27 protein-coding genes are annotated in these 24,892 nt (G+C 55.8%); 21 read left to right on the top strand and 6 right to left on the bottom strand.

Translation table 11 applies throughout. The annotated features are described in order from the left end of the window. Positions 1–43 precede the first annotated feature (43 nt). A complete protein-coding gene (locus MWU61_RS01995) occupies positions 44–1,687 on the top strand; it encodes a CTP synthase (RefSeq protein WP_247126340.1) in 1,644 nt (547 codons plus the stop codon). 32 nt (positions 1,688–1,719) lie between these two features. On the opposite strand, the gene MWU61_RS01990 is transcribed toward MWU61_RS01995, so the two are convergent. Beyond that, positions 1,720–2,010, bottom strand: coding sequence for an antibiotic biosynthesis monooxygenase (locus MWU61_RS01990; RefSeq protein WP_247126338.1), 291 nt, complete (start codon positions 2,008–2,010; stop codon positions 1,720–1,722). A gap of 80 nt (positions 2,011–2,090) precedes the next feature. On the opposite strand from MWU61_RS01990, the gene rlmJ reads away from it, so the two are divergent. Beyond that, positions 2,091–2,870, top strand: a complete 780-nt coding sequence (gene rlmJ / locus MWU61_RS01985) for a 23S rRNA (adenine(2030)-N(6))-methyltransferase RlmJ (RefSeq protein WP_247126336.1) — start codon at positions 2,091–2,093, stop codon at positions 2,868–2,870. A gap of 58 nt (positions 2,871–2,928) precedes the next feature. Here the strand turns inward: rlmJ and MWU61_RS01980 are convergent, their stop codons facing one another. Next, complete coding sequence (locus MWU61_RS01980; protein ID WP_247126334.1) at positions 2,929–3,612, bottom strand: aquaporin; 684 nt, start codon at positions 3,610–3,612, stop codon at positions 2,929–2,931. Between the two features lie 159 nt (positions 3,613–3,771). Between MWU61_RS01980 and MWU61_RS01975 the strand changes: the two genes are divergently transcribed. From MWU61_RS01975 to MWU61_RS01925, 11 genes are all read left to right on the top strand, one after another. Beyond that, a complete protein-coding gene (locus tag MWU61_RS01975; protein WP_247126333.1) occupies positions 3,772–4,212 on the top strand; it encodes a TerB family tellurite resistance protein in 441 nt (146 codons plus the stop codon). Positions 4,213–4,299: 87 nt separating this feature from the next. Further along, complete coding sequence (locus tag MWU61_RS01970) at positions 4,300–5,070, top strand: ATP-binding cassette domain-containing protein (protein ID WP_247126331.1); 771 nt, start codon at positions 4,300–4,302, stop codon at positions 5,068–5,070. 27 nt (positions 5,071–5,097) lie between these two features. After that, the gene (locus MWU61_RS01965) at positions 5,098–5,820 is read left to right on the top strand and encodes a transporter substrate-binding domain-containing protein (protein WP_247126329.1); all 723 of its coding nucleotides are present in this window, start codon (positions 5,098–5,100) and stop codon (positions 5,818–5,820) included. A 95-nt stretch (positions 5,821–5,915) separates the two neighbouring features. Beyond that, the gene (locus MWU61_RS01960) at positions 5,916–6,800 is read left to right on the top strand and encodes an ABC transporter permease subunit (RefSeq protein ID WP_247127198.1); all 885 of its coding nucleotides are present in this window, start codon (positions 5,916–5,918) and stop codon (positions 6,798–6,800) included. Beyond that, on the top strand, positions 6,797–7,603 hold the full coding sequence (locus MWU61_RS01955; protein ID WP_247126327.1) for an amino acid ABC transporter permease: 807 nt from the start codon (positions 6,797–6,799) through the stop codon (positions 7,601–7,603). Before MWU61_RS01960 ends, MWU61_RS01955 begins: the two co-directional genes overlap by 4 nt. Before the next feature lie 121 nt (positions 7,604–7,724). Further along, positions 7,725–8,351 (top strand): hypothetical protein, encoded by a 627-nt coding sequence (locus tag MWU61_RS01950; protein WP_247126325.1) that lies wholly within the window; start codon positions 7,725–7,727, stop codon positions 8,349–8,351. 43 nt (positions 8,352–8,394) lie between these two features. Further along, positions 8,395–9,726, top strand: coding sequence for a glutamine synthetase family protein (locus MWU61_RS01945; RefSeq protein WP_247126324.1), 1,332 nt, complete (start codon positions 8,395–8,397; stop codon positions 9,724–9,726). 139 nt (positions 9,727–9,865) lie between these two features. Beyond that, positions 9,866–10,549, top strand: coding sequence for a type 1 glutamine amidotransferase (locus MWU61_RS01940; RefSeq protein ID WP_247126322.1), 684 nt, complete (start codon positions 9,866–9,868; stop codon positions 10,547–10,549). Then, positions 10,546–11,898, top strand: coding sequence for a glutamine synthetase family protein (locus MWU61_RS01935; RefSeq protein ID WP_247126321.1), 1,353 nt, complete (start codon positions 10,546–10,548; stop codon positions 11,896–11,898). The genes MWU61_RS01940 and MWU61_RS01935 overlap by 4 nt, the downstream gene beginning before the upstream one ends. 1 nt (position 11,899) lies before the next feature. Continuing rightward, the gene (locus MWU61_RS01930) at positions 11,900–13,204 is read left to right on the top strand and encodes an FAD-binding oxidoreductase (protein ID WP_247126320.1); all 1,305 of its coding nucleotides are present in this window, start codon (positions 11,900–11,902) and stop codon (positions 13,202–13,204) included. Between the two features lie 70 nt (positions 13,205–13,274). Further along, positions 13,275–14,453, top strand: coding sequence for an aminotransferase class I/II-fold pyridoxal phosphate-dependent enzyme (locus MWU61_RS01925; RefSeq protein WP_247126318.1), 1,179 nt, complete (start codon positions 13,275–13,277; stop codon positions 14,451–14,453). Between the two features lie 39 nt (positions 14,454–14,492). Here MWU61_RS01925 and MWU61_RS01920 read toward each other — a convergent pair whose 3' ends face one another. Both MWU61_RS01920 and MWU61_RS19710 read right to left on the bottom strand, forming a co-directional pair. Then, entirely contained in the window at positions 14,493–14,996 is a 504-nt protein-coding gene (locus tag MWU61_RS01920; protein WP_247126316.1) for a YbjN domain-containing protein, read from the bottom strand. A 196-nt stretch (positions 14,997–15,192) separates the two neighbouring features. After that, positions 15,193–15,855 (bottom strand): HD domain-containing protein, encoded by a 663-nt coding sequence (locus MWU61_RS19710; RefSeq protein WP_281501879.1) that lies wholly within the window; start codon positions 15,853–15,855, stop codon positions 15,193–15,195. Positions 15,856–15,956: 101 nt separating this feature from the next. On the opposite strand from MWU61_RS19710, the gene MWU61_RS01905 reads away from it, so the two are divergent. Continuing rightward, on the top strand, positions 15,957–16,988 hold the full coding sequence (locus MWU61_RS01905; protein WP_247126314.1) for a M20/M25/M40 family metallo-hydrolase: 1,032 nt from the start codon (positions 15,957–15,959) through the stop codon (positions 16,986–16,988). Between the two features lie 57 nt (positions 16,989–17,045). On the opposite strand, the gene MWU61_RS01900 is transcribed toward MWU61_RS01905, so the two are convergent. Further along, positions 17,046–17,285 carry an accessory factor UbiK family protein gene (locus MWU61_RS01900; protein ID WP_247126312.1) on the bottom strand — a complete coding sequence of 80 codons (240 nt, stop codon included), beginning with the start codon at positions 17,283–17,285 and terminating at the stop codon, positions 17,046–17,048. Between the two features lie 103 nt (positions 17,286–17,388). Between MWU61_RS01900 and lgt the strand changes: the two genes are divergently transcribed. The 6 genes from lgt to MWU61_RS01870 all read left to right on the top strand — a co-directional run bounded on the left by lgt (position 17,389) and on the right by MWU61_RS01870 (position 23,197). Continuing rightward, complete coding sequence (lgt, locus tag MWU61_RS01895) at positions 17,389–18,273, top strand: prolipoprotein diacylglyceryl transferase (protein ID WP_247126310.1); 885 nt, start codon at positions 17,389–17,391, stop codon at positions 18,271–18,273. Further along, positions 18,270–19,334 (top strand): SAM-dependent methyltransferase, encoded by a 1,065-nt coding sequence (locus MWU61_RS01890; protein WP_247126309.1) that lies wholly within the window; start codon positions 18,270–18,272, stop codon positions 19,332–19,334. The genes lgt and MWU61_RS01890 overlap by 4 nt, the downstream gene beginning before the upstream one ends. Continuing rightward, on the top strand, positions 19,324–20,085 hold the full coding sequence (pgeF, locus tag MWU61_RS01885; protein WP_247126307.1) for a peptidoglycan editing factor PgeF: 762 nt from the start codon (positions 19,324–19,326) through the stop codon (positions 20,083–20,085). Before MWU61_RS01890 ends, pgeF begins: the two co-directional genes overlap by 11 nt. A gap of 280 nt (positions 20,086–20,365) precedes the next feature. After that, the gene (locus MWU61_RS01880) at positions 20,366–20,551 is read left to right on the top strand and encodes a hypothetical protein (RefSeq protein WP_247126305.1); all 186 of its coding nucleotides are present in this window, start codon (positions 20,366–20,368) and stop codon (positions 20,549–20,551) included. Positions 20,552–20,977: 426 nt separating this feature from the next. Next, the gene (locus MWU61_RS01875) at positions 20,978–21,775 is read left to right on the top strand and encodes a Hint domain-containing protein (protein WP_247126304.1); all 798 of its coding nucleotides are present in this window, start codon (positions 20,978–20,980) and stop codon (positions 21,773–21,775) included. A gap of 249 nt (positions 21,776–22,024) precedes the next feature. Beyond that, a complete protein-coding gene (locus MWU61_RS01870) occupies positions 22,025–23,197 on the top strand; it encodes a sugar-transfer associated ATP-grasp domain-containing protein (protein ID WP_247126303.1) in 1,173 nt (390 codons plus the stop codon). A gap of 30 nt (positions 23,198–23,227) precedes the next feature. On the opposite strand, the gene MWU61_RS01865 is transcribed toward MWU61_RS01870, so the two are convergent. Then, the gene (locus MWU61_RS01865; protein ID WP_247126301.1) at positions 23,228–23,728 is read right to left on the bottom strand and encodes an Lrp/AsnC family transcriptional regulator; all 501 of its coding nucleotides are present in this window, start codon (positions 23,726–23,728) and stop codon (positions 23,228–23,230) included. 200 nt (positions 23,729–23,928) lie between these two features. On the opposite strand from MWU61_RS01865, the gene trxB reads away from it, so the two are divergent. Continuing rightward, positions 23,929–24,876 (top strand): thioredoxin-disulfide reductase, encoded by a 948-nt coding sequence (gene trxB, locus MWU61_RS01860; RefSeq protein WP_247126299.1) that lies wholly within the window; start codon positions 23,929–23,931, stop codon positions 24,874–24,876. Positions 24,877–24,892 lie beyond the last annotated feature (16 nt).

Raw genomic sequence — 24,892 nt, 5'->3', positions numbered from 1 at the left:
TGATCGTGATTCCAAGAAAAATACTCACGGGGGACAGCCGGGCATGGCGCGTTATATCTTTATTACTGGTGGTGTTGTTTCGTCGTTGGGCAAGGGCCTTGCGTCTGCCGCACTTGGTGCGTTGCTACAGGCACGGGGCTTTTCGGTCCGCCTGCGCAAGCTTGATCCATACCTGAACGTTGATCCGGGCACGATGTCCCCGTTCGAGCACGGCGAAGTGTTCGTGACGGACGACGGTGCTGAAACCGACCTCGATCTGGGCCACTACGAACGTTTCACTGGCGTTCATGCACGCAACACTGATTCTGTTTCCTCTGGCCGGATTTATTCGACCGTGTTGGAAAAAGAACGCCGCGGCGATTACCTTGGCAAGACTATTCAGGTTGTTCCCCACGTCACAAACGAGATTAAAGATTTCATCAACATCGGCGATGACGAAGTTGATTTCATGCTTTGCGAAATCGGCGGTACCGTAGGCGATATCGAAGGGCTGCCATTCTTCGAAGCAATCCGCCAATTCGCCCACGACAAACCACGCGGTCAGTGCATCTTTATGCACCTGACGTTGCTGCCCTACCTGGCTGCGTCCGGTGAGCTGAAAACGAAACCGACGCAACACTCTGTCAAGGAACTGCAGTCCATCGGCCTGTCCCCTGACGTGTTGGTTTGCCGCTCTGAGCATCCGATCCCAGATCGCGAACTCGAAAAGATCGCCCTGTTCTGTAACGTGCGCAAGAACTGCGTTGTGCCTGCTTACGATCTGAATTCCATTTACGAAGCGCCATTGGCCTACCACAAGCAAGGTCTCGATCAGGCCGTCTTGGATGCCTTTGATATCTCTCCTGCACCGATGCCGAAACTGGATGTGTGGCACGACGTTTACGACCGTATCCACAATCCTGAAGGCCGCGTGAAAATCGCCATCGTTGGCAAATACACCCAACTTGAAGACGCTTACAAATCAATCGCAGAGGCGCTGACACATGGCGGCATGGCCAACCGTGTGAAGGTCAAAATCGAATGGGTCGATGCAGAGGTCTTTGATAAGGGCGACGCCGCCCCGTATCTGGAAGGCTACCATGCGATCCTTGTCCCGGGTGGATTTGGCGAACGCGGCACCGAAGGCAAAATCAAAGCGGCGCAATACGCCCGCGAAAACAACGTGCCTTACCTTGGCATCTGTCTGGGCATGCAAATGGCTGTGGTCGAGGCCGCACGCAACGTAGCCGGCATGAAAGATGCGGGGTCCGAAGAATTTGACCACGAGGCTGGTAAGAAACGCTTTGAGCCTGTCGTTTACCACCTCAAGGAATGGATTCAGGGCAACCACGCTGTGACCCGCAAAGCCGACGACGACAAAGGCGGCACCATGCGTTTGGGCGCTTACGACGCGACGCTGGTTGAAGGATCGAAAGTCGCCGAAGTCTACGGCACCACAGCGATCGAAGAACGCCACCGTCACCGTTATGAGGTGGACACAAAGTACCGTGAGAAACTGGAAGCCGTCGGTTTGACGTTCTCGGGCATGTCCCCTGATGGGAAATTGCCGGAAATCGTCGAATGGAAGGACCACCCGTGGTTCATCGGCGTCCAGTTCCATCCGGAACTGAAGTCGAAACCCTTCGCACCGCACCCATTGTTCGAAGGCTTCGTAAAGGCCGCAGTCGAAAATTCGCGGCTGGTTTAGAGACTATGATCAGGGGGCTGCGGCCCCCTTTTCTACATGTGTTGAAAATGGTGGACCCAGCACGTCACGACGAACTTTTCCATCCCGTCCGGAATATGCACCTTTGACCAATCCGAGCCTATGAAATCAGTCAAGCTTTGTGCGTCAGACCAATGTGAGATCATCGCATATTCGTCCGGTGTGTCCGCCGTTGGACCACCTACGATGACGCCGGTACAGCCTGCCACATCCGCGACTGAACCACGGGCCACGGTCTGGAACAGTGGTTCAAATGCGTCGCGCAAATCTGGTTTGATCTGGACCCGATAAATCCGTGTGATCATCTCACAATCCCCTCCATTCGAATTGTCCTTGGCGTCACGTGCCCAGTCCCATAGGACAGGCCCAACCCAAGGAGACGCCGATGCTGTCCTATCAACACGCCTATCACGCAGGTAACATGGCCGATGTCCACAAACACGCGATCCTCGCGTGGATACTGGAATACATGACCCGCAAGGACAAGCCGCTGACCTACATGGAAACCCATGCGGGACGCGGCCTGTACGACGTGACGGATGAAATGGCCGCGAAGACTGGCGAGGCCGCCCAAGGAATTGCGATTGCCCGCAAATGGTTCGCTGCAAATCACCCTTATGCCGTGGCACTGGACAAAGTTCACGCAGATCACGGCCCGAACGCCTACCCCGGATCACCAATGGTGGCGGCCCATGTGTTGCGCCCGTCAGACCCGTTGTTCCTGACCGAACTGCACCCGCAGGAATTTGGTCATCTACGCGAGAATATGAAACCGCATGCCGCGATCTGCCAGCAACGCGACGGTTGGGAAATGGCGTTGTCGCAGTGCCCGCCTGATCCACGGCGGGGGATGTTGCTGATTGATCCGTCGTTCGAGGTCAAAACCGACTACGAAACGATCCCTGACACGATCCGCAAGATCAATCGCAAATGGTCGGTCGGGGTTATCGCGCTTTGGTACCCGATCCTGACAGACGCGCCGCATCTTCCGATGACGCGTGCGCTCAAACGCAACCATCCAGATGCGTTGTGTCACGAAGTCCATTTCCCGCCTGCACGCGCGGGTCACCGGATGGTCGGTTCGGGCATGTTCGTGATCAATCCGTCTTACGGATTGGAGGAAGAAGGAAAGTGGCTTTCAAACCAATTCCGAAAGCTCTTGTGACGTAAAAAGGGTGGATTGCTGATGCAACCCACCCTTTTCTTTAGCGCTATTCGGTCGGTTATTCGTCAGCGGTCAACATGCCCGACTTAAACAAAACCCCAGCCAAGGTTGCACCGATGATAGGTGCGACGATGAACAACCAAACCTGACCGATTGCAGTAGCACCCGCAAACAATGCAGGCCCGATTGACCGTGCTGGGTTAACTGAAACGCCAGTTACATTGATGCCGACAAGGTGGATCACGACCAACGCAATACCAATTGCCAGACCTGCCATATTCGCAGTTGGGCCAAAGCCTGTGGCGCCAAGGATCACGACCATAAACAGGAACGTCGCCACGACTTCGAACACGAATGCCGATACCATCGAATATTCGCCCAAGTATCCAGCGCCCCAACCGTTCTGCCCTAAACCATTCTCGGCCACGCTATAGTCTGCTTTGCCTGACGCGATCAAAAGCAGGATCAACGCGGCGACGACAGCACCGGCCACCTGTGCGATGATGTACTTAATTGCTTCCGGCATTGTCATGCGCCCTGCGGCGACCATCCCAAGCGATACTGCGGGGTTGATGTGGCAACCGGACACGGACCCGATCCCGTAGGCCATACCGATCAGGGCAAAGCCAAACGCGAAACTAATGCCTGTGAATCCAATTTCTGATCCTGCGATAACGGCAGAGCCGCACCCCAGAAGCACGAGTGTAAATGTGCCGATAAATTCGGCGATTTGCTTATTCATTGTCGTCCCCTTCCATTAAGGTAGGGGCACGCTAACGGGCAAAAACACCCATATTTAGGGGAAAAAAGCCCGATAATTGTCTAAACCTCCGATTAGGCCCAGTTGCGGACTGCGATCCGTCCCTTTCATTCGGCACAGGTGCGCCCTATATCATTTGGCATGTTTGCAGATTTCCTCAAAGGCCTGTTGGCCCCCGACCCCGCCCCGCTTCCTGACACGGATGCCCGCCTTGCGCTTGGCGCGTTGCTTGTCCGGCTGGCCCGTGCGGATGGCGACTACCAAGACGTAGAAGTCGCACGTATCGATCGCGTCTTGTCGAAACGTTACAATCTGTCGGACGCTGACACGACAACGTTGCGGCGTGATTGCGAAACACTGGAATCCGAAGCCCCGGATACCGTCCGTTTTACCCGCGCGATCAAGGATTCAGTGGCCTACGAAGATCGCCGCGCCGTGATTTCTGCGATGTGGGAAATTGTGTTGGCTGATGGGGAACGCGACGACGAGGAAAACAGTCTGATGCGGATGGTTGCCCCAATGCTTGGCGTGACGGACCAAGACAGCAACGCTGCACGGCTTGCTGTCGAAGCCAATTCCTAAATCGCATCGCGCATCGTAAAGTCACGCATTGCCGAATCCTTAAAAATGCGGCCTAGTAACCTGCAAAGCAACGAAAGCGCGCGACCTGTGACATCCGAAAACGTTATTGAAATCCGTGATCTGCACAAATCCTATGGCAATCTCGATGTCATCAAGGGTGTCAGCATCGCAGCCCCTGCGGGTCATGTGGTGTCACTGATCGGGTCGTCCGGATCAGGCAAATCCACATTGTTGCGTTGCGCAAACCTGCTTGAGGACAGCCAATCAGGCGACGTTCTGTTTTGCGACGAACCTGTCACGTGGAAAGGTACCGGTCACAACCGCCGCCCATCTGATCAAAAGCAGATCATCCGTATTCGCACCAACCTGTCGATGGTGTTTCAGCAGTTCAATCTGTGGGCCCATATGACGATCCTGCAAAACGTGATGGAAGCACCTGTGACGGTCCTAGGTCGCGATAAGGCCGAAGTCGAAGCCAAAGCCCGCGAATACCTTGCCAAGGTTGGGATCGGCGACAAATGCGATGTGTATCCCGCGCAATTGTCTGGTGGCCAGCAGCAACGTGCCGCGATTGCGCGTGCCTTGTGTATGGAACCAAAGGCCTTGTTGTTCGATGAACCAACATCGGCGCTTGATCCTGAACTTGAACAAGAAGTTGTCAAAGTGATCAAAGACTTGGCAGCGGAAGGTCGGACCATGCTGATCGTGACCCACGACATGCGCATGGCCGCTGACGTCAGTGACCACGTCGTATTTTTGCATCAAGGTCTGATCGAAGAGCAAGGACCGCCCGAGACACTTTTCAAGAATCCGCAAACGGACCGGTTGCGGGGATTTCTATCCGCGACCCAACACTAACTACTCATCAACTTTGGGAGATTTCTGATGAAAAACCTGATCCTGACGACTGCAATTGCGTCGCTCGTATCAACAATGGCGATGGCAGATGGCCACGCTGTGACACGTCTTGGCACCGAAGGCGCCTACCCTCCATGGAACTTCATCAATGACGCCGGCGAAGTAGACGGTTTCGAGCGTGAAGTGGGCGACGAGCTGTGCGCGCGTGCTGAACTGACATGCGAATGGGTCACAAACGAGTGGGACAGCATCATCCCGAACCTCGTGTCCGGCAACTACGACGTGATCATCGCGGGCATGTCCATCACGGACGAGCGCGACGAAGTTATCGACTTCTCTGAAAACTATTCTCAGCCTGATCCGTCTTCATTCGTTGCAGCATCTGCTGACATCGACCTGAACTCTGCTGTGATTGCAGCGCAGACAGGCACGATCCAAGCGGCACACATTGCTGAAATGGGCGCGACCCTGCTGGAATTCGCGACACCTGACGAAACTGTTGCTGCTGTGAAAAACGGCGAAGCGGACGCCGTTCTGGCCGACGCATCGTTCCTCGCACCAGTGGCCGAAGCCGAAGCAGACCTGTCTGTTGTTGGTGAAGTCCTGTTGGGCGGTGGTGTTGCTGCAGGTGTGCGCGAAAGCGACACAGAATTGCGCGACAAGCTGACAGCAGCGATCCAGTCCATGAAAGCGGACGGGTCATTGAACGCGCTGATCGAAAAGTGGGAAATCGGCGTTACTTTCGAGTAAGCCTTTCCAGCGCGCTCCAGCTTCATCGTTGGGGCGCGCTTTCCATTTTATCTACCCAAACAATTCAATTCCCCGCTGTCGACTAGGCTGAACCCATCTTTACGTATTGTGCTGATCCCGCCTCGCTCGAGGGGCTGACATGGTTGTCTTGCTACCTGACCACGGGCAAGCACATGAATATGTATTGGGCATTCGGCACAGTCCTGCTGTTGCTGGCCATCACGGCCCCTATTTCGCTCGCCTTCGGATTTGGCGGTGCGTCCGCTGCCCGCAGCCAGATCGCGCCACTGCGCTGGATCGGCAAAGGCTACATGTCCGTTGTGCGTGGCATCCCCGACATCGTCTTCTTCCTGTTCTTTGTAATCGCGCTTGATCAGGGGCTGGAATACCTGCGCCACAAGATCAAATGCCCCGATTGGGATGAACCGATCCGCCAAGGCAGCGACTTTATCGTTTGTCAGGCCGCGAAACTGCCGCTTGGAAATGCCCCACAATGGGTCCACGAAACCTACGGTTTTGCCCTTGCCGTTTTGACCTTTGCCATTGTTTTTGGCGCTTTCGCTGCGAACGTCCTGTTTGGCGCGATGCGCGCTGTCCCGCGTGGTCAGATTGAAACCGCAGAGGCCTACGGCATGACCAACCGTCAGTCATTCTGGCGTATTATCGTCCCACAAATGTGGGTCTACGCCCTGCCCGGCCTGTCGAACCTGTGGATGGTCCTAATCAAGGCGACGCCATTGCTGTTCCTGTTAGGCGTTGAAGACATCGTTTACTGGGCCCGCGAATTGGGCGGTTCCAAAACGCCGAACTTCACCGACTACCCGCACCCCGATTGGCGCATGTGGTATTTCGGTGCGCTGCTCGTGTTTTACCTGTGCTTCACCAAAGTATCCGAAGTCGTGCTGGACCGTATTATGGCCCGTCTGACCCGTGGCCAAGCCACAGCGGCAGGTGAAGCCCAACGGAAGGCCGCCGCATGAGTTGTTTTGAAACCATCGCAGCCTACGCTTTCCGGTCTATCGGGTATGGCGAACGTCTGTTGCCGCGCACCGATTTTACGCTGTGCCAGCAATTTACACTGATCGGTTCAGGCATGATCTGGAACATCTATTTCGGATTATTGGCACTGCTCGTGGGGTTTTGCATTGCGACACTTGTGGCGATGGGCAAAGCAAGTCCACGCGCCATGCTGCGTAAACCAGCCGAATGGTTCATCTTCGTGTTTCGCGGATCGCCGCTGTTTATCCAGTTTTTCTTTGCATATTTCTTGTTCCTGTCGCTAAAGGGCGTCTATCCGATTTTTAGCCCGCTGACGTCTGCGACCTTCGGCGCGTTGGTCGTGCTGATCTTGAACACCGCAGCCTACACCGGCGAGATTTTCTACGGTGCGCTGCAATCCATTCCCAAAGGCGACACAGAAGCTGCCGATGCTTACGGCATGACAGGCTGGCCGCGCTTCAAACGGATCATCTGGCCGACGATGCTGCGACTGGCTTGGCCGGCCTACACGAACGAAGCGATCTTCCTGTTTCACGCAACGACCCTTGTGTTCTTCGCAGGTTTTCCAGCATTCCAACAACGCGGCGACGCGCTGTATTACGCGAACTACTTTGCCGACAAGACGTTTAACCCGTTCATCCCATACCCAATTCTTGCGGGCTATTTCATCTTGGTAACGCTCTGCGTGATCGGCCTATTCGGATTGATCAATGCGCGTCTGAACAGGCATCTTCCGTCCGAACGCCGGACCAAACTGAAGATAAAACCGCAGATCATTCGATAGTGCCGCAATCCGGCCATAGATGCGTCACGTTAATGCTCTGTTAACCCGGCAAATCACGCGCATGTTGAGACTGTTTCGCTTTCTTCGCGGCATCAATATTTTGTGCGCTCTATGCGTCGTTGTGGCTCTGGCCCCAGCGTCCAGTCGTGCTGCAACCTTTACTGGCGAATTCTTCAAGCTGGATTCGCCATCGAACAACATCACCCAAGCTATAAACGCGATCGCCTCAGCCAGCCCGACGGCTACGTTTCAAACAAGCGCCATCGACTTTCCAAATGGCAACACAAACACCAATAGCAGCAACACAACGCTCGCGACATTCCTTGGTGCGGATGCCGCATCCATTGTTGGCAACGGTTTGGCCACGATCCAAACGTCCGTGTTTCGCTTTACAGGTTTCCTTGACCTGCTTCCAGGCAATCAGTCCTTTGCGGTCGGGTCTGATGACGGGTTCCGCCTGACCATTGACGACACGCAGGTAACTCAGCGCGCGCGGGCGCGCAGCTTCGCGACAACCTCCCGAAACCGGAACCCCGCAGAAGGGCGCGTGGCGTTTGAGCTGATCTATTTCGAGAATTACGGCAATGCAGGCGTTGAATTCTTCATTGATGGCGCACTCGCGAACCCCGCCCCGATCCCTGTTCCAGCAGGATTGCCATTGATCGTGACTGCGATGGCTGGGCTTGGTTTGTTGAAATGGCGGAGACGGCGCAGTTTCCCACTAGCTCAATCCCCTGACGTCCAGTAAAACAAAGGTCGGAATGCCCCTTTTGGGCTAAGGACCTAACTCCATGTCATGGCTACACGATCACCCCGAAGTCCGTAACGTCCGCTGCGGCGCAGCCGACCTGAACGGTCAAGCTAGGGGCAAACGCGTCCCCCGCCGCTTTGCTGAAAAGCTGGAAACCGAAGGCACACGTTTCCCGTTGTCCGTCCTGAACCTCGATATTTGGGGCGAAGACATCGACGATAGTCCAATGGTCTTTGAAACGGGTGACCCCGACGGACTGCTGCTGCCGACGGAACGCGGCTATGTGCCAATGCCGTGGCTGTCTGCCCCGTCGGCATTGATCCCTGTTTGGATGCACGCCGAAGACGGGACACCTTACGCAGGTGATCCACGTCATGCGCTGGCGCGGGTGGTTGATCGGTACAAGGCGCTTGGCCTGACCCCCGTTGCCGCGACCGAGATGGAATTTTATCTTGTCGACGACAGTGGCCGCGAAATCAGACAACCCATGTCTCCACGATCAGGCAAACGCCGACCTGGTGCCGAAATTCTCAGCCTGCGTGCACTTGATGCCTTCGATGACTTCTTCAACGATCTCTATGATGCCTGTGAAGCAATGGATATTCCGGCAGAGGCCGCAATTTCGGAAGCAGGCACTGGTCAGTTCGAAGTGAACCTTGAACATGTGCCTGACGCCCTAAAGGCTGCGGACGATGCTTGGCTGTTCAAAATGCTGGTGCGCGGTCTCGCGCGCAATCACGGGATGGCGGCCAGTTTTATGGCAAAGCCATACGACGATTACGCAGGCAATGGACTGCATACGCATTTCTCGGTCATTGACGCTGACGGCAACAACCTGATGGCCAATGATACATTCGAAGGCACTGACATGCTGCACAACGCGATTGCGGGTTGCCTGAAAGGTATCCCTGACCTCGCACTTATCTTTGCACCACACGGCAATTCCTATGAACGCTTGGTGCCGAACAGCCATGCCCCGACAGGTATCTGTTGGGCTTACGACAACCGCACCGCGTCTATCCGTGTGCCCGGCGGCAGCTATAAAGCGCGGCGTGTCGAGCACCGTGTCGCCGGTGGTGACGTGAACCCCTATCTGTTCCTCGCTGCCGTCCTCGGTTCTGCTCTGATCGGGATCGAAGATAACCTGAAACCCGGTACGCCCATCACGGGGAACGCCTATGACCAAGACCTGCCTCAAGTGCCCAGCACTTGGGCCGACGCAATCGAGGCCTTTGATAAAAGCCCGATCGCGCGACGCATTTTCGACCCGCTTCTTGTCGACAACTTTGTGCTGACCAAGCGGCAGGAAATGATGAACTTTGACCAGCTCACACCCGAAGAACAACTGGACCTGTATCTCGACACGGTCTGACCCTTCTTTTGGTTACAAATATCCTGCGGGGGTCTGGGGGTGCAAAACCCCCATGCTTGGCGCGCCAAGCACATCGCCACACTTGCCCCAAGACCCCACGCTGGCTAGGGTTTGCATAAGTATCCATAACAGGCACAGCATGAAAATCGGCATTCTTCAAACCGGACATTCCCCAAAGGAACTTTTGGGGGAAACGGGCAATTACGCGGACCTTTTTGTCAATCTTCTGGCGGGGCAAGACTTCGAATTCGCGACTTATAGCGTCGTTGATATGGAGTTCCCCGCAAACGCCGATGTCGCTGATGGGTGGCTGATCACCGGATCAAAACATGGCGCATATGGAGATCATCCGTTCATCGCCCCTCTCGAAACCCTGATCCGCGATATCTACGCTGCCGACCTGCCGCTTGTTGGCATTTGCTTTGGCCATCAAATCATTGCGCAGGCGCTCGGTGGGAAAGTCGAGAAATTCAAGGATGGCTGGGCCGTTGGTCGTCAGACTTACGACTGGCAAGGCGAAGAAATCCATCTGAACGCATGGCATCAAGACCAGGTGGTCGCCCTGCCCGACGATGCAACCGTTTGTGCGCGTAACGACTTTTGCGAAAACGCGGCGCTGATCTACGGAAAGAAAGCGTTCACCGTTCAGGCCCATCCCGAATTTGACGGCAACTTCATCGATGGTCTCGCGACCCACCGCGGCCCCGGCGTCGTACCTGACGCGCAGCTTGATGCCGCCCGCGCGACAATTGACGCCCCGGTCCACAACGCCCGCTTGGCCCGCCAGATCGGGTCGTTCTTCAAAGAAAGGTCCATCGCATGAGCTGGATTGACGCGCTACCGAACGCTGCCAAGGCTTATCTCGAAGCAAACCGCTTGGATGAAGTCGAATGTGTCATCGGCGATCTGCCTGGCATTGCGCGTGGTAAGGCCGTGCCTGCTGCAAAGTGGGAAAAACAACAGTTCTTCCACCTGCCGGAATCGATCTTTTTCCAGACTATCACGGGCGATTGGGGCGAAGCCGCTGGACCTGCCGGTTTCACGGAACCGGACATGATCCTGCGCCCAGATATGTCGACCGCAACCGCAGCCCCATGGACCGAAGACGGGACGCTGCAGGTTATTCACGACGCATACCGCACGAATGGCGATCCCATCGGGTTTTCTCCGCGCAATGTTTTGAAACACGTCGTCGCGAAATATGCTGAACAAGGCTGGACCCCCGTCGTAGCGCCTGAAATGGAATTCTTTCTGGTTGCCCGCAACACTGATCCCGCCAAGAAGATTGAACCGATGGTTGGGCGTACCGGTCGCCCTGTCGCGGGACGGCAGGCCTATTCGATGTCCGCTGTCGACGATTTTGGTCCTGTCATTGACGACATTTACGAATTCGCCGAAATTCAAGGGTTCGAAATTGATGGCATTACTCAGGAAGGTGGCGCAGGCCAGCTCGAAATTAACTTGCTGCACGGCGATCCCGTTAAACTGGCCGATGAGGTGTTCTATTTCAAACGCCTGATCAAGGAAGCCGCCCTGAAACACGATTGTTTTGCGACCTTCATGGCCAAACCGATCGAGGGCGAACCGGGCAGTGCGATGCACATTCACCATTCGGTTCTTGATAGCCAAGGGCGCAATATCTTTACCGGTGCCGACGATTCCGAAACACCTGCGTTTATGAATTTCATCGGTGGTCTGCAGAAAAACCTGCCCAATGTAGTCGCGATCATGGCCCCCTATGTGAACAGCTATCGGCGCTATGTCCGTGATCACGCCGCCCCGATTAACCTTGAATGGGGCCGCGACAATCGCACCACGGGGATTCGTGTGCCGCTGTCTAACCCAGCGGCGCGACGGGTCGAAAACAGGCTCGCCGGAATGGATTGCAACCCTTATCTGTGCATCGCGGCGTCATTGGCTTGCGGGTATCTGGGTATGATGAACGGGACAAAGCCGGACGAAATTTACCGCGGCGATGCTTACGACGGTGAAGACGATATTCCGCAGGGCCTATACGCAGCGCTTGATCTGTTCGACGACGCGACAGACATCCACGACATCATGGGACCCGATTTTGCGCGGGTTTACTCCATCGTCAAACGGGCCGAATACAATGAATTTCTTCAGGTGATCAGCCCGTGGGAACGCGAACATTTGCTATTGAACGTGTAAAATGAGCGTCCTGTACCGCAATGACACCCAGGGGCAATTCCCGAACTCGTGGTACGCGGCCACGGTTGATGCGCCCCCTATGCGGCCAGACCTACGCGGCGCAAACACGGCGGACGTTTGCATCATTGGCGCGGGATACACAGGATTATCGGCGGCAAAGCTACTTGCCGAAAAAGGTTTATCTGTTGTCGTCTTGGAAGCCCATCGCGCGGGCTTTGGCGCGTCGGGCCGCAACGGCGGCCAGGTCGCGTCAGGCTACAATGCACCGCAACGCTTACTGGCGAAAAAGCTAGGGGCAGATACCGCGCGCGACCTATGGGCTTTGACCCAAGAAGCGAAAGCAGACGTCGCGACGAACTGCGAAACCATCGCACCCGATGCGCAATGGAAGCCGGGCGTCGCCCATGGATGTTATTCTGCCAAAGAACGCGACGGCCATCATGCTGACGCGGCCTATTTGCAAGTCAACTATGACTACGACCAGATCAAGACGTGCACGCAATCGGAGTTTGCCGACGTTGTCGGTTCCCCTTTGTACCAAGGCGGCACGATTGATTGGGGTGCCGCCCATATTCATCCCTTGCGCTATGCACTGGCGCTTGCCAAAGCTGCCGAAGATGCGGGAGCGGTGATCTTTGAAAACAGTGCCGTGCACCACATTGCCAAAGGTCCCAAAGTCACGTTGCGCACTGGCAAAGGCCATGTCACCGCCGACCACCTGATTATCGCAACCAACGGTTATATCAGCGGTCTTGAACGCAAAGTCGCGGCCACGATTATGCCCGTGAACAGCTTTATTTGTGCGACCGTACCATTGTCCGACACACAAGCGACTATTCTGAAGCAGGATATCGCCGTTGAGGACAGCAAGAATGATGTGAACTACTACCGTCTGTCTGATGACAAACGCTTGCTTTTTGGTGGGCGTGCGGCAGCAAAAACCACATTCCCGCAAGACATTGGCGCAATGCTGCGCCCACGTTTTACCGCGTTGTTCCCTACCTTGGACCGGATCGGCATTGATTATGCTTGGGGCGGGACATTGGGCGTCACGATTTCGGGGCTGCCCGCAATCCAACGGATCGATAGCAACATCGTCTCTGCGGGCGGGTATACGGGCCACGGGGTCGCGCTGTCTGGCCTTTGCGGCAAGATCTTAGGCGAAGCCGTCGCAGGCCACGCATCACGTTTCGATACGCTCGCGACGTTGCCGACGCCCGCCTTCCCTGGCGGGACTGCACTGGGGCGTCCATTGTTGCAAATGGCGCTCGCATGGAACGGATTGCGGGAAAAACTAGGGCTTTGAGCGCGGTCATAGAATTGTCATAAGTTTCATGTTAGCTTTTTCCGAAAGAGCATTTCGGAAAAGGTGAAACATGTCACAATTGCCCAACCTGACACAAGCTGAACCAATCCCCGCGGCCGCCAAGGCAGAAGTCACGCGTATCTTGGAAACCGGCGACCTGTTTCGCTACACCAACGATCAATCGCCGGTCGCACTGTTGGAAGCCGAATTTGCCGCGAAGCTTGGCAGTACCTATGCATTGGCCGTGTCGTCATGCTCTGCTGCGCTGTTCCTGTCGCTCAAGGCGCTGGGGCTGCCCCGCGACGCCCGCGTTCTGATCCCGGCGTTTACCTTTGCGGCAGTACCGTCATCCGTGGTGCATGCCGATTGCGTGCCCGTGCTGTGCGAATGTGGCGACAATTACCGCATCGATCTGGATGATTTCGCGGCAAAGCTGCCATCGGTCGAGGCCGTCATCATCAGCCACATGCGCGGGCATACGTCGGACATGGATGCGATCATGACGCTGTGCGACGCGGCAGGTATTCCAGTCATTGAAGATGCCGCGCATAGCCTTGGCACGACGTGGGGCGACCGGAATATCGGGACCATCGGTAAAATCGGCTGCTTCAGTTTCCAGTCCTATAAAATGCTGAACGCAGGCGAAGGTGGGATCATGATCACCGATGACGCCGAACTTGTCGCCAAAGCGATTATCATGTCCGGCGCCTATGAACATAACTGGCGGAAACATCCGGTCCTGCATGCGCCGTTCGCGACATGGCAGAACAAACTGCCGCTTTATAACTTACGCCTGAACACGCTGTCTGCGGCTTTGATCCGGCCACAGCTGGACGCATTGGACCAGCGCGTCACAGATGGGCGGCGCAATCATGATCATGTGGCGAACCAATTGGATGCACATCCCAACCTTAGTGTCCCTGCAGAGCTTTCCCCTGAAAACCGCGCACCGGATTCGATCCAGTTCAATCTTGTCGATTTGACAGATGCGCAAATCGCGGATTTCCAGAGCGCTACCCTACAAGCCGGCCTGAACGTCCAAATCTTTGGGCGTTCCACGGATAACGCGCGTGCGTTTTGGAACTGGCATTTTCTTGGGGATACACCTGAACTGCCAAAAACCCGTGCCATGCTGACGAATGCATGCGACGTACGGCTGCCTGCACGACTGACGCTGGCGGAATGTGATGCAGTGGCGCAGGTGCTGCTATCAGCAGCGACCCAAGCCACACAGCAAAAGGCTGCGTAGCACGACGCAGTCTAGCAAAAATCGAGACTGGACGCGCGGTTATGCGCGTCCGTAAGCCTCGGCAATGGCGATCTGAACCGCATCTTTTGGACTACGGTCGGCCCATGTCACCAGTTGGATGGCAGGATAATAGCGTTCGCAACTCGCGACAGCGGCCCCGATCATTGTATCGATCTGTTCCGCTGATGGTGCCTGATCGCCCGCGAGCACAAGACCGTAGCGATAGACCATCATCTGTTCATCACCCCACCACGAAAACGATCCCGCCCAGCACATGTCGTTGATCGTGTTCAGCGCTTCGTAAAGCGCTGGAATACGGTTCGCTGGCGGTTCCATTTCGTACGTGCAGATCAGCCGCAGCGTTTCATCCGCCGCACACCAAGCCACAGTAATCGCATATGTCCGCCACTGCGCTTCAACCGCCATTGCGATCTGGTCGTCGTGGATGCGGTCAAATTGCCAGTCGTGGTGTTCGGCGACATATTCAACCAAATCAATCGGATGCAGGTCATCCGTCTCAAGATAATGCTCTGAAAGTGCCATATGTCGCGCCTCGCCTGTCTGGCAGCGGGACGTGGCAGCGACCCAACCGCTATGTGACTGCTCTAGGATCAGTATTTTTGTTTTCTGTCCCTACGACATATGGTGCTTTACGAGACCTTACCTGTAAAGTAATTTCTTGGGGATAAGTGGGACGTCGCCCAAGATACCTGTGGAGAACTCGCGATTATTCAAAAGGTTAACGCGGTTCGGCCCCGATTTCGGCCAGCAGGCCGTTCCGAAAGGTCAAAAGCGCCGCGTGCCGGTCTTGCGCCATCGCAGCACCCGTCGCGGTTTGAAACCCCTCTGCAAGCGTCCGCAGCTTGGTTTCGAAATGATCAATGGCGAAGGTCTTGTCGTCCAGTTCCCGTTTTTGCGCCCTAGGATCAGCCGGATCGTACAGGCCGGACCCCATGCGCCCCGCCACGTAGAAACAGCGTGCCACGCCAATCAAGCCGATCGCGTCTAAACGGTCCGCATCTTGCAGTATCTTTGCTTCAATCGTTGTTGGCGTGACATTTGCTGAAAAGCTGTGCGCGACGATCGCGTGGGATACGCGGTCAATGTCCGCTTCATCCCATTCCAGCCCCTCTAATACGCCTCGGGCCTTGTCCGCCGCCATCCGCGACCCTTGCGACCGATCCGCTGCATCCTTTTCAAGCGACACGCAGTCATGCAGCAGCGTTGCCGCACATAACACACGACCATCCCCACCTTCAGCCGCGTGAATGGTGCGCGCGTTGGCCCAGACCCGCGCGATATGGGCGATGTCATGTGACCCATCGTCTGCGTTGTCACAGGCATGCGGCAAAAGCTGCGCGGCCAATGCGGCGAAAGGTGCAAAGATATCAGGTGTGGTCATCGGGGCCTCTTACGGTTTGGCCGCCTGCATACCGACAACCCGCTTGCCTTCACCACCCCCGCGGCCCACATTTATCACAACCTAAAATGACGGAGCCTTTGATGAACCTCGATCTGCTGAAATCCCTGTGCGAAACCCCCGGTGTGCCCGGCAATGAACATCGCGTGCGTGACCTGATCACATCCGAGATCGACGGGTTGTTTGACGAGGTCACGACCGATCCAATGGGGTCCCTTTTGTGCAAACGCAACGGGACCGGCGACAATCCGACGAAGATCATGTTGCTCTGCCATATGGACGAAATCGGCTTTCTGGTCAGCCATATCAGCAAAGACGGTTATCTGTACCTGAACCCTGTCGGCGGCTTTGACCCACGCAACCTGTTCTCGCGCCGTGTCCGCGTTTGCACCGATGATGGCGATTACCTTGGCGTTATGAATCCGGGTGGCAAGCCTGTGCATATTGCCTCGCCCGAGGATCGCAAAAAAGTACCGGAGGTCGGCGATTTCTTTGTTGATCTCGGGATGGGCAAGAAAGCGCACGACGTCATCAAAGTCGGCGATTTTGTTGTGATGGAAGAACCGTTCATCGAAATCGGCGATAAGATCGTGTCAAAGGCACTGGATAACCGCATCGCCTGCTGGCTGGGGATCGAAGCGATGCGCGCACTTGGTGACAAAGGGCGCGGTGCGGAAATTCACGTGGCCTTTACCTGTCAAGAAGAGGTTGGCCTGCGCGGCGGCAAAACTGCGGCCTTTGCCGTGAAGCCTGATATCGGGATTGGTGTCGACACCACGCTGGCGTGCGACACGCCCGGTATTCCCGAAAAGGATGCGACAACAACGCAAGGCAAAGGATTCGGCCTGCATGTGCGGGACAGTTCATTCATCGCGGACCGGGATTTGGTCAAACAAATCGAAGCGCTCGCGATTGCAAACGACATCCCTTACCAGCGCACGATGCTGGCGGCGGGCGGCCAAGACGGTGCTGCCGCACAACAGGCAGCGGCAGGTGCACGGGCTGTCGGAATTGTCGTGGGTACGCGTTATATCCACACAGTGACCGAGATGATCGAAAAGGATGATCTACAGGCAGCGCTGGATATTTTGGTGGCGTATCTGGCCGAATTCTAAGTCTTCAGCTGTAGGGGAGCACCGTTTTCTTAGAAAATGGGGCTCCCCGCACGCGGTTTATTTCGCTTCGAGTGCCGCGATCCGTGCCGCGAGTGCTTCGTTTTCTTCGCGCGCCTTTTGCGCCATCGCCCGCACTGCGTCGAATTCTTCGCGGGTCACAAAGTCACGATCAGCCAGCCAGCGCTCCATCATCGAACTCATCGCGTTGCCCGCTTCGTCTTTCGCGCCTTGTGCCACGCCCATGGCGTTGGTCATCAGTTGCGACAGGTCGTCTAACATTTTGTTCTTGGTTTGCATGATGCAGCTCCGCTTTTGCTTGGTTTATATATGGGCACCCGCGTGTCCACGTGCAACCCGCCATCCCTGTTGACTTTGCCGCAGCCCAAAGCCACGTAAAGGCATGAGCAATCCGATCCCCTTCCCCGCCATTTCGCCCGAGATTTTCTCGATCAATGTATTTGGATTTGAACTGGCCCTTCGTTGGTATGCGATGGGGTATATCGTCGGAATCGCTATTGGCTGGCAGGTAATTGCCGCAGCCCTGCGTCGCCCACATCTGTGGCGCGGTGGCGTGGCCCCGATGGAACATAAACAGCTGGAAGACCTGCTGACCTACGTCGTGATCGGCGTGATCGGCGGAGGTCGGTTGGGCTACGTTTTATTCTATAACCCTGCCCGTTTCATCGCGAATCCGCTTGAGATTCCGATGATCTGGACTGGCGGTATGTCATTCCACGGTGGCTTTATTGGCGTCGTCATTGGCGTTTGGCTGTTCAGCTATCGCAACAAGATACCCTTTTCCGCCCTTGCAGACATCGTCTGCGTCGCCGCCACCCCTGCTATTCTGCTGGTCCGCATTGCGAATTTCATCAACGCTGAACTTTGGGGCCGCCCCACGGACCTGCCTTGGGCCGTCGCATTTCCGGGCCAAGCGGCACAAAGCTGCGCCACGGCAACGGAACTGTGCGGCCGCCACCCGTCGCAGCTCTATGAGGCCGGTCTCGAAGGATTGATCCTAGGCGCGATCCTCATGACGCTGGTGTTCGGCTTTGGCGCGCTGAAACGCCCGTGGATGATCACCGGCCTGTTTTTCGCAGGCTACGGCATTTCACGTTTCATCATCGAATTTGTCCGCCAACCGGATGCCCAGTTCGTCACAGAAGGTAACCCGCTTGGCCTCGCGTTTCACATTGATGGATGGGGCGTGACCATGGGTCAGACACTTTCCCTACCGATGATCCTGATCGGCCTGACGATCTTTGTCATGGCGCGGCGGCGGTCATGACGGCGCTTGCCGATCTTCTGATTGCGCGGATTGGCCAGACTGGCCCCATCACGCTGGCGGACTATATGGCCGAATGCCTGTTGCATCCGAAACACGGGTATTACGCCACACGCGACCCGTTCGGAGCCAAAGGTGATTTCATTACGGCCCCCGAAATCAGCCAGATGTTCGGCGAAATGCTGGGGCTTTGCCTCGCGCAGGCATGGATCGATCAGGGCCAACCCACGCACTTTACGCTCGCCGAAATTGGTCCGGGTCGTGGGACGCTAATGGCCGACATGCTGCGTGCGACGAAATCAGTGCCCGGTTTCCATGATGCCGCATCTGTGCATCTGATCGAAGCATCACCCCTCTTGCGTGCCAAACAGGCCGAATTGGTCCCGCAAGCGACGTGGCACGATACGATCAGCACATTACCAGATGCGCCGCTGTTCATGGTCGCGAATGAATTCTTCGACGCGCTCCCCATCCGCCAGTTTACACGCGACGACGCGGGTTGGCGCGAACATATGGTTGGGGTGCAGGACGACAAATTGACGCTAGGCCTGTCGGCCGCCGCCCCGATGGACGCGCTGGACCACAGGCTTGACGACACCAAGGCAGGCGATCTGGTCGAACTTTGCCCTGCCCTGCCCGGTATTGCGACGCAGATCGGACAGCGCATCGCAGACCACGGCGGTGCCGCGCTGATCATCGATTACGGCGATTGGCGCAGCTTGGGCGATACGTTACAAGCCATCACAGACCATGCGCCCGTTGACCCATTCAAAGCACCCGGCGACGCTGACTTGACCGCGCATGTGGATTTCGAAGCAATTGCGCAGGCGGCAAGCCCAGCTCAATTCACTCGCCTGACCACGCAGGGTGTTTTTCTCGAACGGCTCGGTATTACCAATCGCGCCCAATCGCTTGCACAGCATTTAACCGGTGACGGGTTGGACCAGCATATTGCAGCGCACCGCCGCTTGACCCACCCGTCAGAAATGGGTGAGATATTCAAAGTTATCGGGCTGCATCCAAAAGGCACCCCACCACCTGCGGGACTGACACATGACGCTTGAGATCATCACTGACGATCTGTTGGAAGGCATTCCGCACGGGTTCTTTACCCGCAAAGGCGGCGCGTCTTCAGGTGTTTATGCGGGTTTGAACTGCGGTTTTGGCAGCTCTGATCAACACGAGATCGTTGCGATCAATCGCGCGCGCGTGGCAGATGCAATGTCAGTGCCACACGCACATTTGATGGGCGTTCATCAAGTCCATTCAGCAGATGTGGTCACGGTCACAGAGCCCACATCGGATAAACCCAAAGCCGACGCGCTTGTGACGAACGTACCGGGGCTCGCCCTGTCGATCCTGACCGCTGACTGCCAACCCGTTCTTTTTGCTGATCCGGTCGCGAAGGTCGTCGGTGCCGCCCATGCAGGCTGGACAGGTGCGTTGAATGGTGTGCTCGAGTCTACATTAGATGCGATGGAAGCGCTGGGCGCTGACCGCGCGAACACCAAAGCGGTCATTGGCCCGTCAATCAGCCAAGCGGCTTACGAAGTTGGACCAGAGTTTTTTGAGACCTTTCTGGCAGAAGACCCACTTTACGCCCGATTCTTTGCGCAAGGCACAGGCGACAAAATGCAATTCGACCTGCCGGGCTTTGGCCTGATGCGCCTGCGTGGCTTTGGAATCGGTGATGCGACTTGGACGCGGCACTGTACTTATGCGGACGAAGACCGATTCTACAGCTATCGGCGGACCTGCCACCGCAAAGAAGCCGACTATGGTCGACTGATTGCCGCGATTTCCTGCCCGACTTAGGCAGGAATTAGGCAATATCGCGCCAATGTATTGCCGCAATTTGCGAAACAATGGATCAATCTCCAGCCTGATTGTTTCCGCGCATCAAAATTACCGATAAAAAACAAAACCTTCCGAGCGTTTGGGCAATGTTAACCAACTTGCCCCATTCTAGTGGTACGAAACACGAAACTTTTTTGAGGACGGTCAAATTCTTGCCCGCATCCTAGGACAAACTGTTCTCAGAGCAGCAACAATACAACGTTGCACGAACCAACAGATCGACACCGGAGAAAAAACAATGGCTAAAGCACGCTGGATGGATGAAACGAAAACTGCAGCAAACGACTGCGAAACAAATATGCCTTGGGCCCGCGGATTGCGCCGCCAAGCGATGATCGCCCGCCGCCTTGAGACTGAAACACGTCAGAACAAAATTACCCTGCCGCCAATGCCGGCATTCATGTCCATGGACATTTCGGCCTAACGACACCTACGGAAAGCCTGCAACAAAAGCTCGCGCCAGACATGGCAATCATGGGACTTTTGTGATGCTCAAACGTCAGGCGTTCCAAACGGTGCCGTAACGGCCTGCATTCCCTCTCCCTCCCCCCGACTTCCCAAGGGTCGGTCTGTCAACCGCGTAGTCCCAAGCTGCGCGGTTGATTCGTGTTTGGACACCCGCAGGACGTGTTTGATCCGGCGAACGCCCGAACAAATATGGCAAAGTCGTGCTCGTTTCGGCGACAATCCCGATCCGTGAAATGGGATTAACTCCGATAGCGCAGCCAAATCCAAAATATTTTGACAGTGCACGCCAAAATTTGCCACATTCACTACAACGAATTTAGCAACTCTCCTCAGATGTTGTCGGTGGGGCCGACAGATGTGTGAAGAACCGAAAGGTGTTCGCATGCGCAAGACCCACCAAGCCGTCGCTGGCCTCGCGACGGAAAGTTATACCTCTCCGGCCCATAGCGGTCGGATCGCTAGTCAAGATGGGCGACTGTCCCGTGTGAAGCCTCTCATGCGGAAATATGAAGTCGCCCATCTGACACCATCCTACGACATCGAAGAATTTACGCGCATCGCACCTGCGTCGGCTGTGTTTGAAGATTGTTTCGCAGCCATCGGGCGCGGCGCGATCTTGCAGACCCAGAGCGGTCCAGTCGCTGTTGAAGATCTGTTGCCGGGCGACAAAATCAAAACATCGACCAATGGATTTCAGACGTTGCGCTGGCGCGGCAGTATGACAATTGTGCCCGGTGCTCGCAATAAACGACCCGAAATGGGTACGATGACACGCTTGACGGCTGATGCGTTAGGATACGGTCGTCCCGGAATGGATTTGGTTTTGGGGCCATCAGCACGCATGCTGCATAAGGCGCCAGGCGTCAAAACCTTGACCGGAAGCGACGCCGCATTCGCACCGGTGCGCGACTTTATTGACGGGTCGAGCATCATCGAATTACGCCCAATTGCGCCCGTCCATTGCTACCAATTGGGTTTCGACAATCACGAACAGATCAACGTCAACGGCGTCGAACTTGAAACGTTACACCCCGGTCTGGCCCATACAGTTCAAATGCGATCGGACATGCAGCTTTTGTTTATGTCGTTGTTTCCGCACAAAGAAAGCCTTTCGGATTTCGACGTCCTGCTCCATCCGCGACTAAACCTGCGCGATCTTGATATGTTCGCTGTGGCGTAAACGATGACCCGTCTGGATTTATCATCGCCGACGGCCAAGCTTGCAATCCGCGTTGGAAAGCGACGCCAGCCGCGGCGCGCCCAGACAGCGCAGGCCCGCCGCATGGTCATAGCGCCAGTGCACGTTGCACATAATTCGAGACCCCGCCCGCGTCTGGCCCCGACTGCGCCATAATCTCACCACGTTTTCAAGATTGATTGTTGTTCAATTCGAAACAAATTCCTTGCCCTCGGAAACAATGTGAGCGCCATGAACGTACAAATTTTACCGACCGCCGAACAGAAAGACCAACAAGATTACCTCGCCGCACGTGAAAGCACGCAGCAAGAACTGCTTGTGTACGCAGCGAAGACATCTGGCAGGTCAGTCATCCAAATCATGCGTGATTACAAAGCGATGGCCGCGTCACACAGCCGCCTGAACCTTGTTGAATATGTCCGCCATGGTCTGTTTGATGCAGATCGCCACGACGCGGAAGCCCGTGCATTGTTCATCTCGAATGACCGTCATTGGGACATGACACACACCTGTAATAATCAGGGATGGTCCACAGTCGCCGAAGACAAGATGCTAGCTGAAACCATGCTCAAAGCCGGCGGCGTTCCCGTTCCGGAAACAGTTGCCGTCATCGACAAATCCGCCCGCGTCTACCCTGGTGTGCGAAAGATCACGACAGCCGAAGAGCTAAAGGAACTCGTGACATTTGAACTTGGCGATGGCCTGTTTGGCAAGATTGTCGACGGTATGGTCAGCTTTGGCGCTTTTCGCATTGATCACGCTGACGCAACTCACCTGACATGCGCGGGTCAAGACCCCGTCACTTATGCAACGTTCATGGAAAACGTTGTGGCCGACAACGCCTATGTCGTGCAGCGCAAACTGTCCAACCATCCGGATATCGCGAAGTATTGTTCATCTATCGCCACCGTGCGCATGGTGAATCTGTTGAAAGATGACGGCGTCTATGTACCGATGGCTGTGATCAAGCTCCCGCAGGGCAACAACATTGCCGATGCGTTCTGGCGGCCCGGCAACTTGGCGTCAGAAGTCGATGTTGCGACAGGCCGCATTAAGACAATCGCGCAACGCGCGGACCCAGTTGTGGCGTTTATGGACGACCATCCGGAACAATCCGGTTTGATGGGAATGACCCTGCCGCATTGGGATCAGGTGATCGAGATTAATGCAAAAGCCGCAAGTCTGTTTGGCCCGATCCGTTACCAATCCACGGATATCGCGATTACGCCGACCGGCCCTGTTGTGGTTGAACTCAACTACGGCGGCGGATTTGACCTCCCGCAATACGCCAGTGGTCGCGGCATGCTGACACCTGAAGTGCGCAGCTTCTTCGAAGGGTTCGGATACGATTTCGATGCGACCCAGAAAAAAGTTGGGCTGATGGGTCGCCTATTGAATAGATAAAACAACAGCGGCGGGCACGTCCCGCCGTCATTACGCCTCTTGTGCGAGCCGCTCTTCAAGGACGTCAAACGGTACACCGGGGTGATCTTTTGCACCCCGAATAACCAGCGACGTTTTCACAGACGCCACGTTTGGCGCGCTTGTCAGTTCTTCCGTCAGGAAACGTTGGAATGACCGCAAATCAGGTGCCACGCATTTCAGAATGAAGTCTACTTCGCCGTTCAGCATGTGGCATTCGCGAACCAACGGCCAGTCCTGACATTTGTCTTCAAACGCGGATAGATCGACTTCGGCCTGACTGACCAAACCGACCATCGCAAAAACCTGAACCTCGAAGCCCAATTCGCGTGGATCAACGTCCGCGTGATACCCGCGAATAAACCCCGATTCCTCAAGCGTCCTGACACGACGCAGACAAGGTGGCGCCGAAATGCCAACGCGTTTCGCAAGCTCGACGTTGGTCATACGCCCGTCCGCCTGCAGTTCAGCCAGAATCATCCGATCGATATCGTCTAGTTTTTGACCCGGCATGCATATTTCCCTTGCTGTATTGTTGATTCCTACGTCAGACCAAGCGACTGCGCAACAATGTTTCACATAGTTAAAAGAAAATGTCGCCAACATTCTGCGTGTCGAAATGAAGTGCCGTCAAACACATCACCGTATCACGGGCTTTTAACACAGGCCCTGCACGACTATATCGGGTCAAAGATTCCTTGAAAGGCTGCCCCATGTCCGACACGCGTCACACCAAAGTTTTGATCATCGGCTCCGGCCCATCCGGCTACACCGCTGGCGTTTATGCGTCCCGCGCAATGTTGGAACCCATCTTAGTGCAAGGCATCGAACCGGGCGGTCAGTTGACCACGACAACCGAAGTCGAAAACTGGCCGGGCGACACGCAGGTTCAGGGGCCCGACCTGATGGTCCGCATGGAAGCCCACGCGCGCGAAATGGGCTGCGAGATCGTCGGCGACATCATCACATCGCTCGACCTTTCCAAGCGCCCGTTCACTGCGACTGCGGACAGCGGCACAATGTTCACGGCTGATGCGGTGATCCTCTGCACAGGTGCCCGCGCGAAATGGCTGGGCTTGCCGTCAGAAGAGAAATTCAAAGGCTTCGGTGTGTCTGCATGTGCGACCTGCGACGGCTTCTTCTATCGTGGTCAGGAGATCGTCGTTGTCGGCGGCGGGAATACGGCTGTTGAAGAAGCGCTGTTCCTAACCAATTTCGCGTCCAAGGTCACGCTGGTGCACCGCCGCGATGAATTGCGCGCCGAGAAAATCCTGATTGATCGCTTGATGAAGAACCCAAAGATCGAACCGCTGTGGTTCCACGAGGTCGACGAAGTCACCGGCACTGAAAGCCCGCTGGGCGTCGAAGCTGTACGCGTACGCCACACCAAAACCGGCGAGATTACGGAAATTCCGGCGAAAGGGATTTTCATCGCAATCGGCCACGCCCCTGCGTCCGAATTGGTCAAAGACCAGTTGGAACTGCATTCCGGCGGCTACGTAAAAGTCGAAGCAGGCAGCACACGCACCGCCATTCCGGGTGTGTTCGCAGCAGGTGATCTAACCGACCACATCTACCGTCAGGCTGTTACGTCTGCGGGTATGGGCTGCATGGCGGCATTGGATGCGGAAAAGTTCATTGCGGAAATGGATGACGCGTAAGCGTGCAAACCTTATC

The organism is Loktanella sp. F6476L (assembly GCF_023015725.1).
In the GTDB taxonomy this organism is placed as follows: Bacteria; Pseudomonadota; Alphaproteobacteria; order Rhodobacterales; family Rhodobacteraceae; genus Yoonia.
This window is presented reverse-complemented; position numbering and strand designations above follow the sequence as displayed.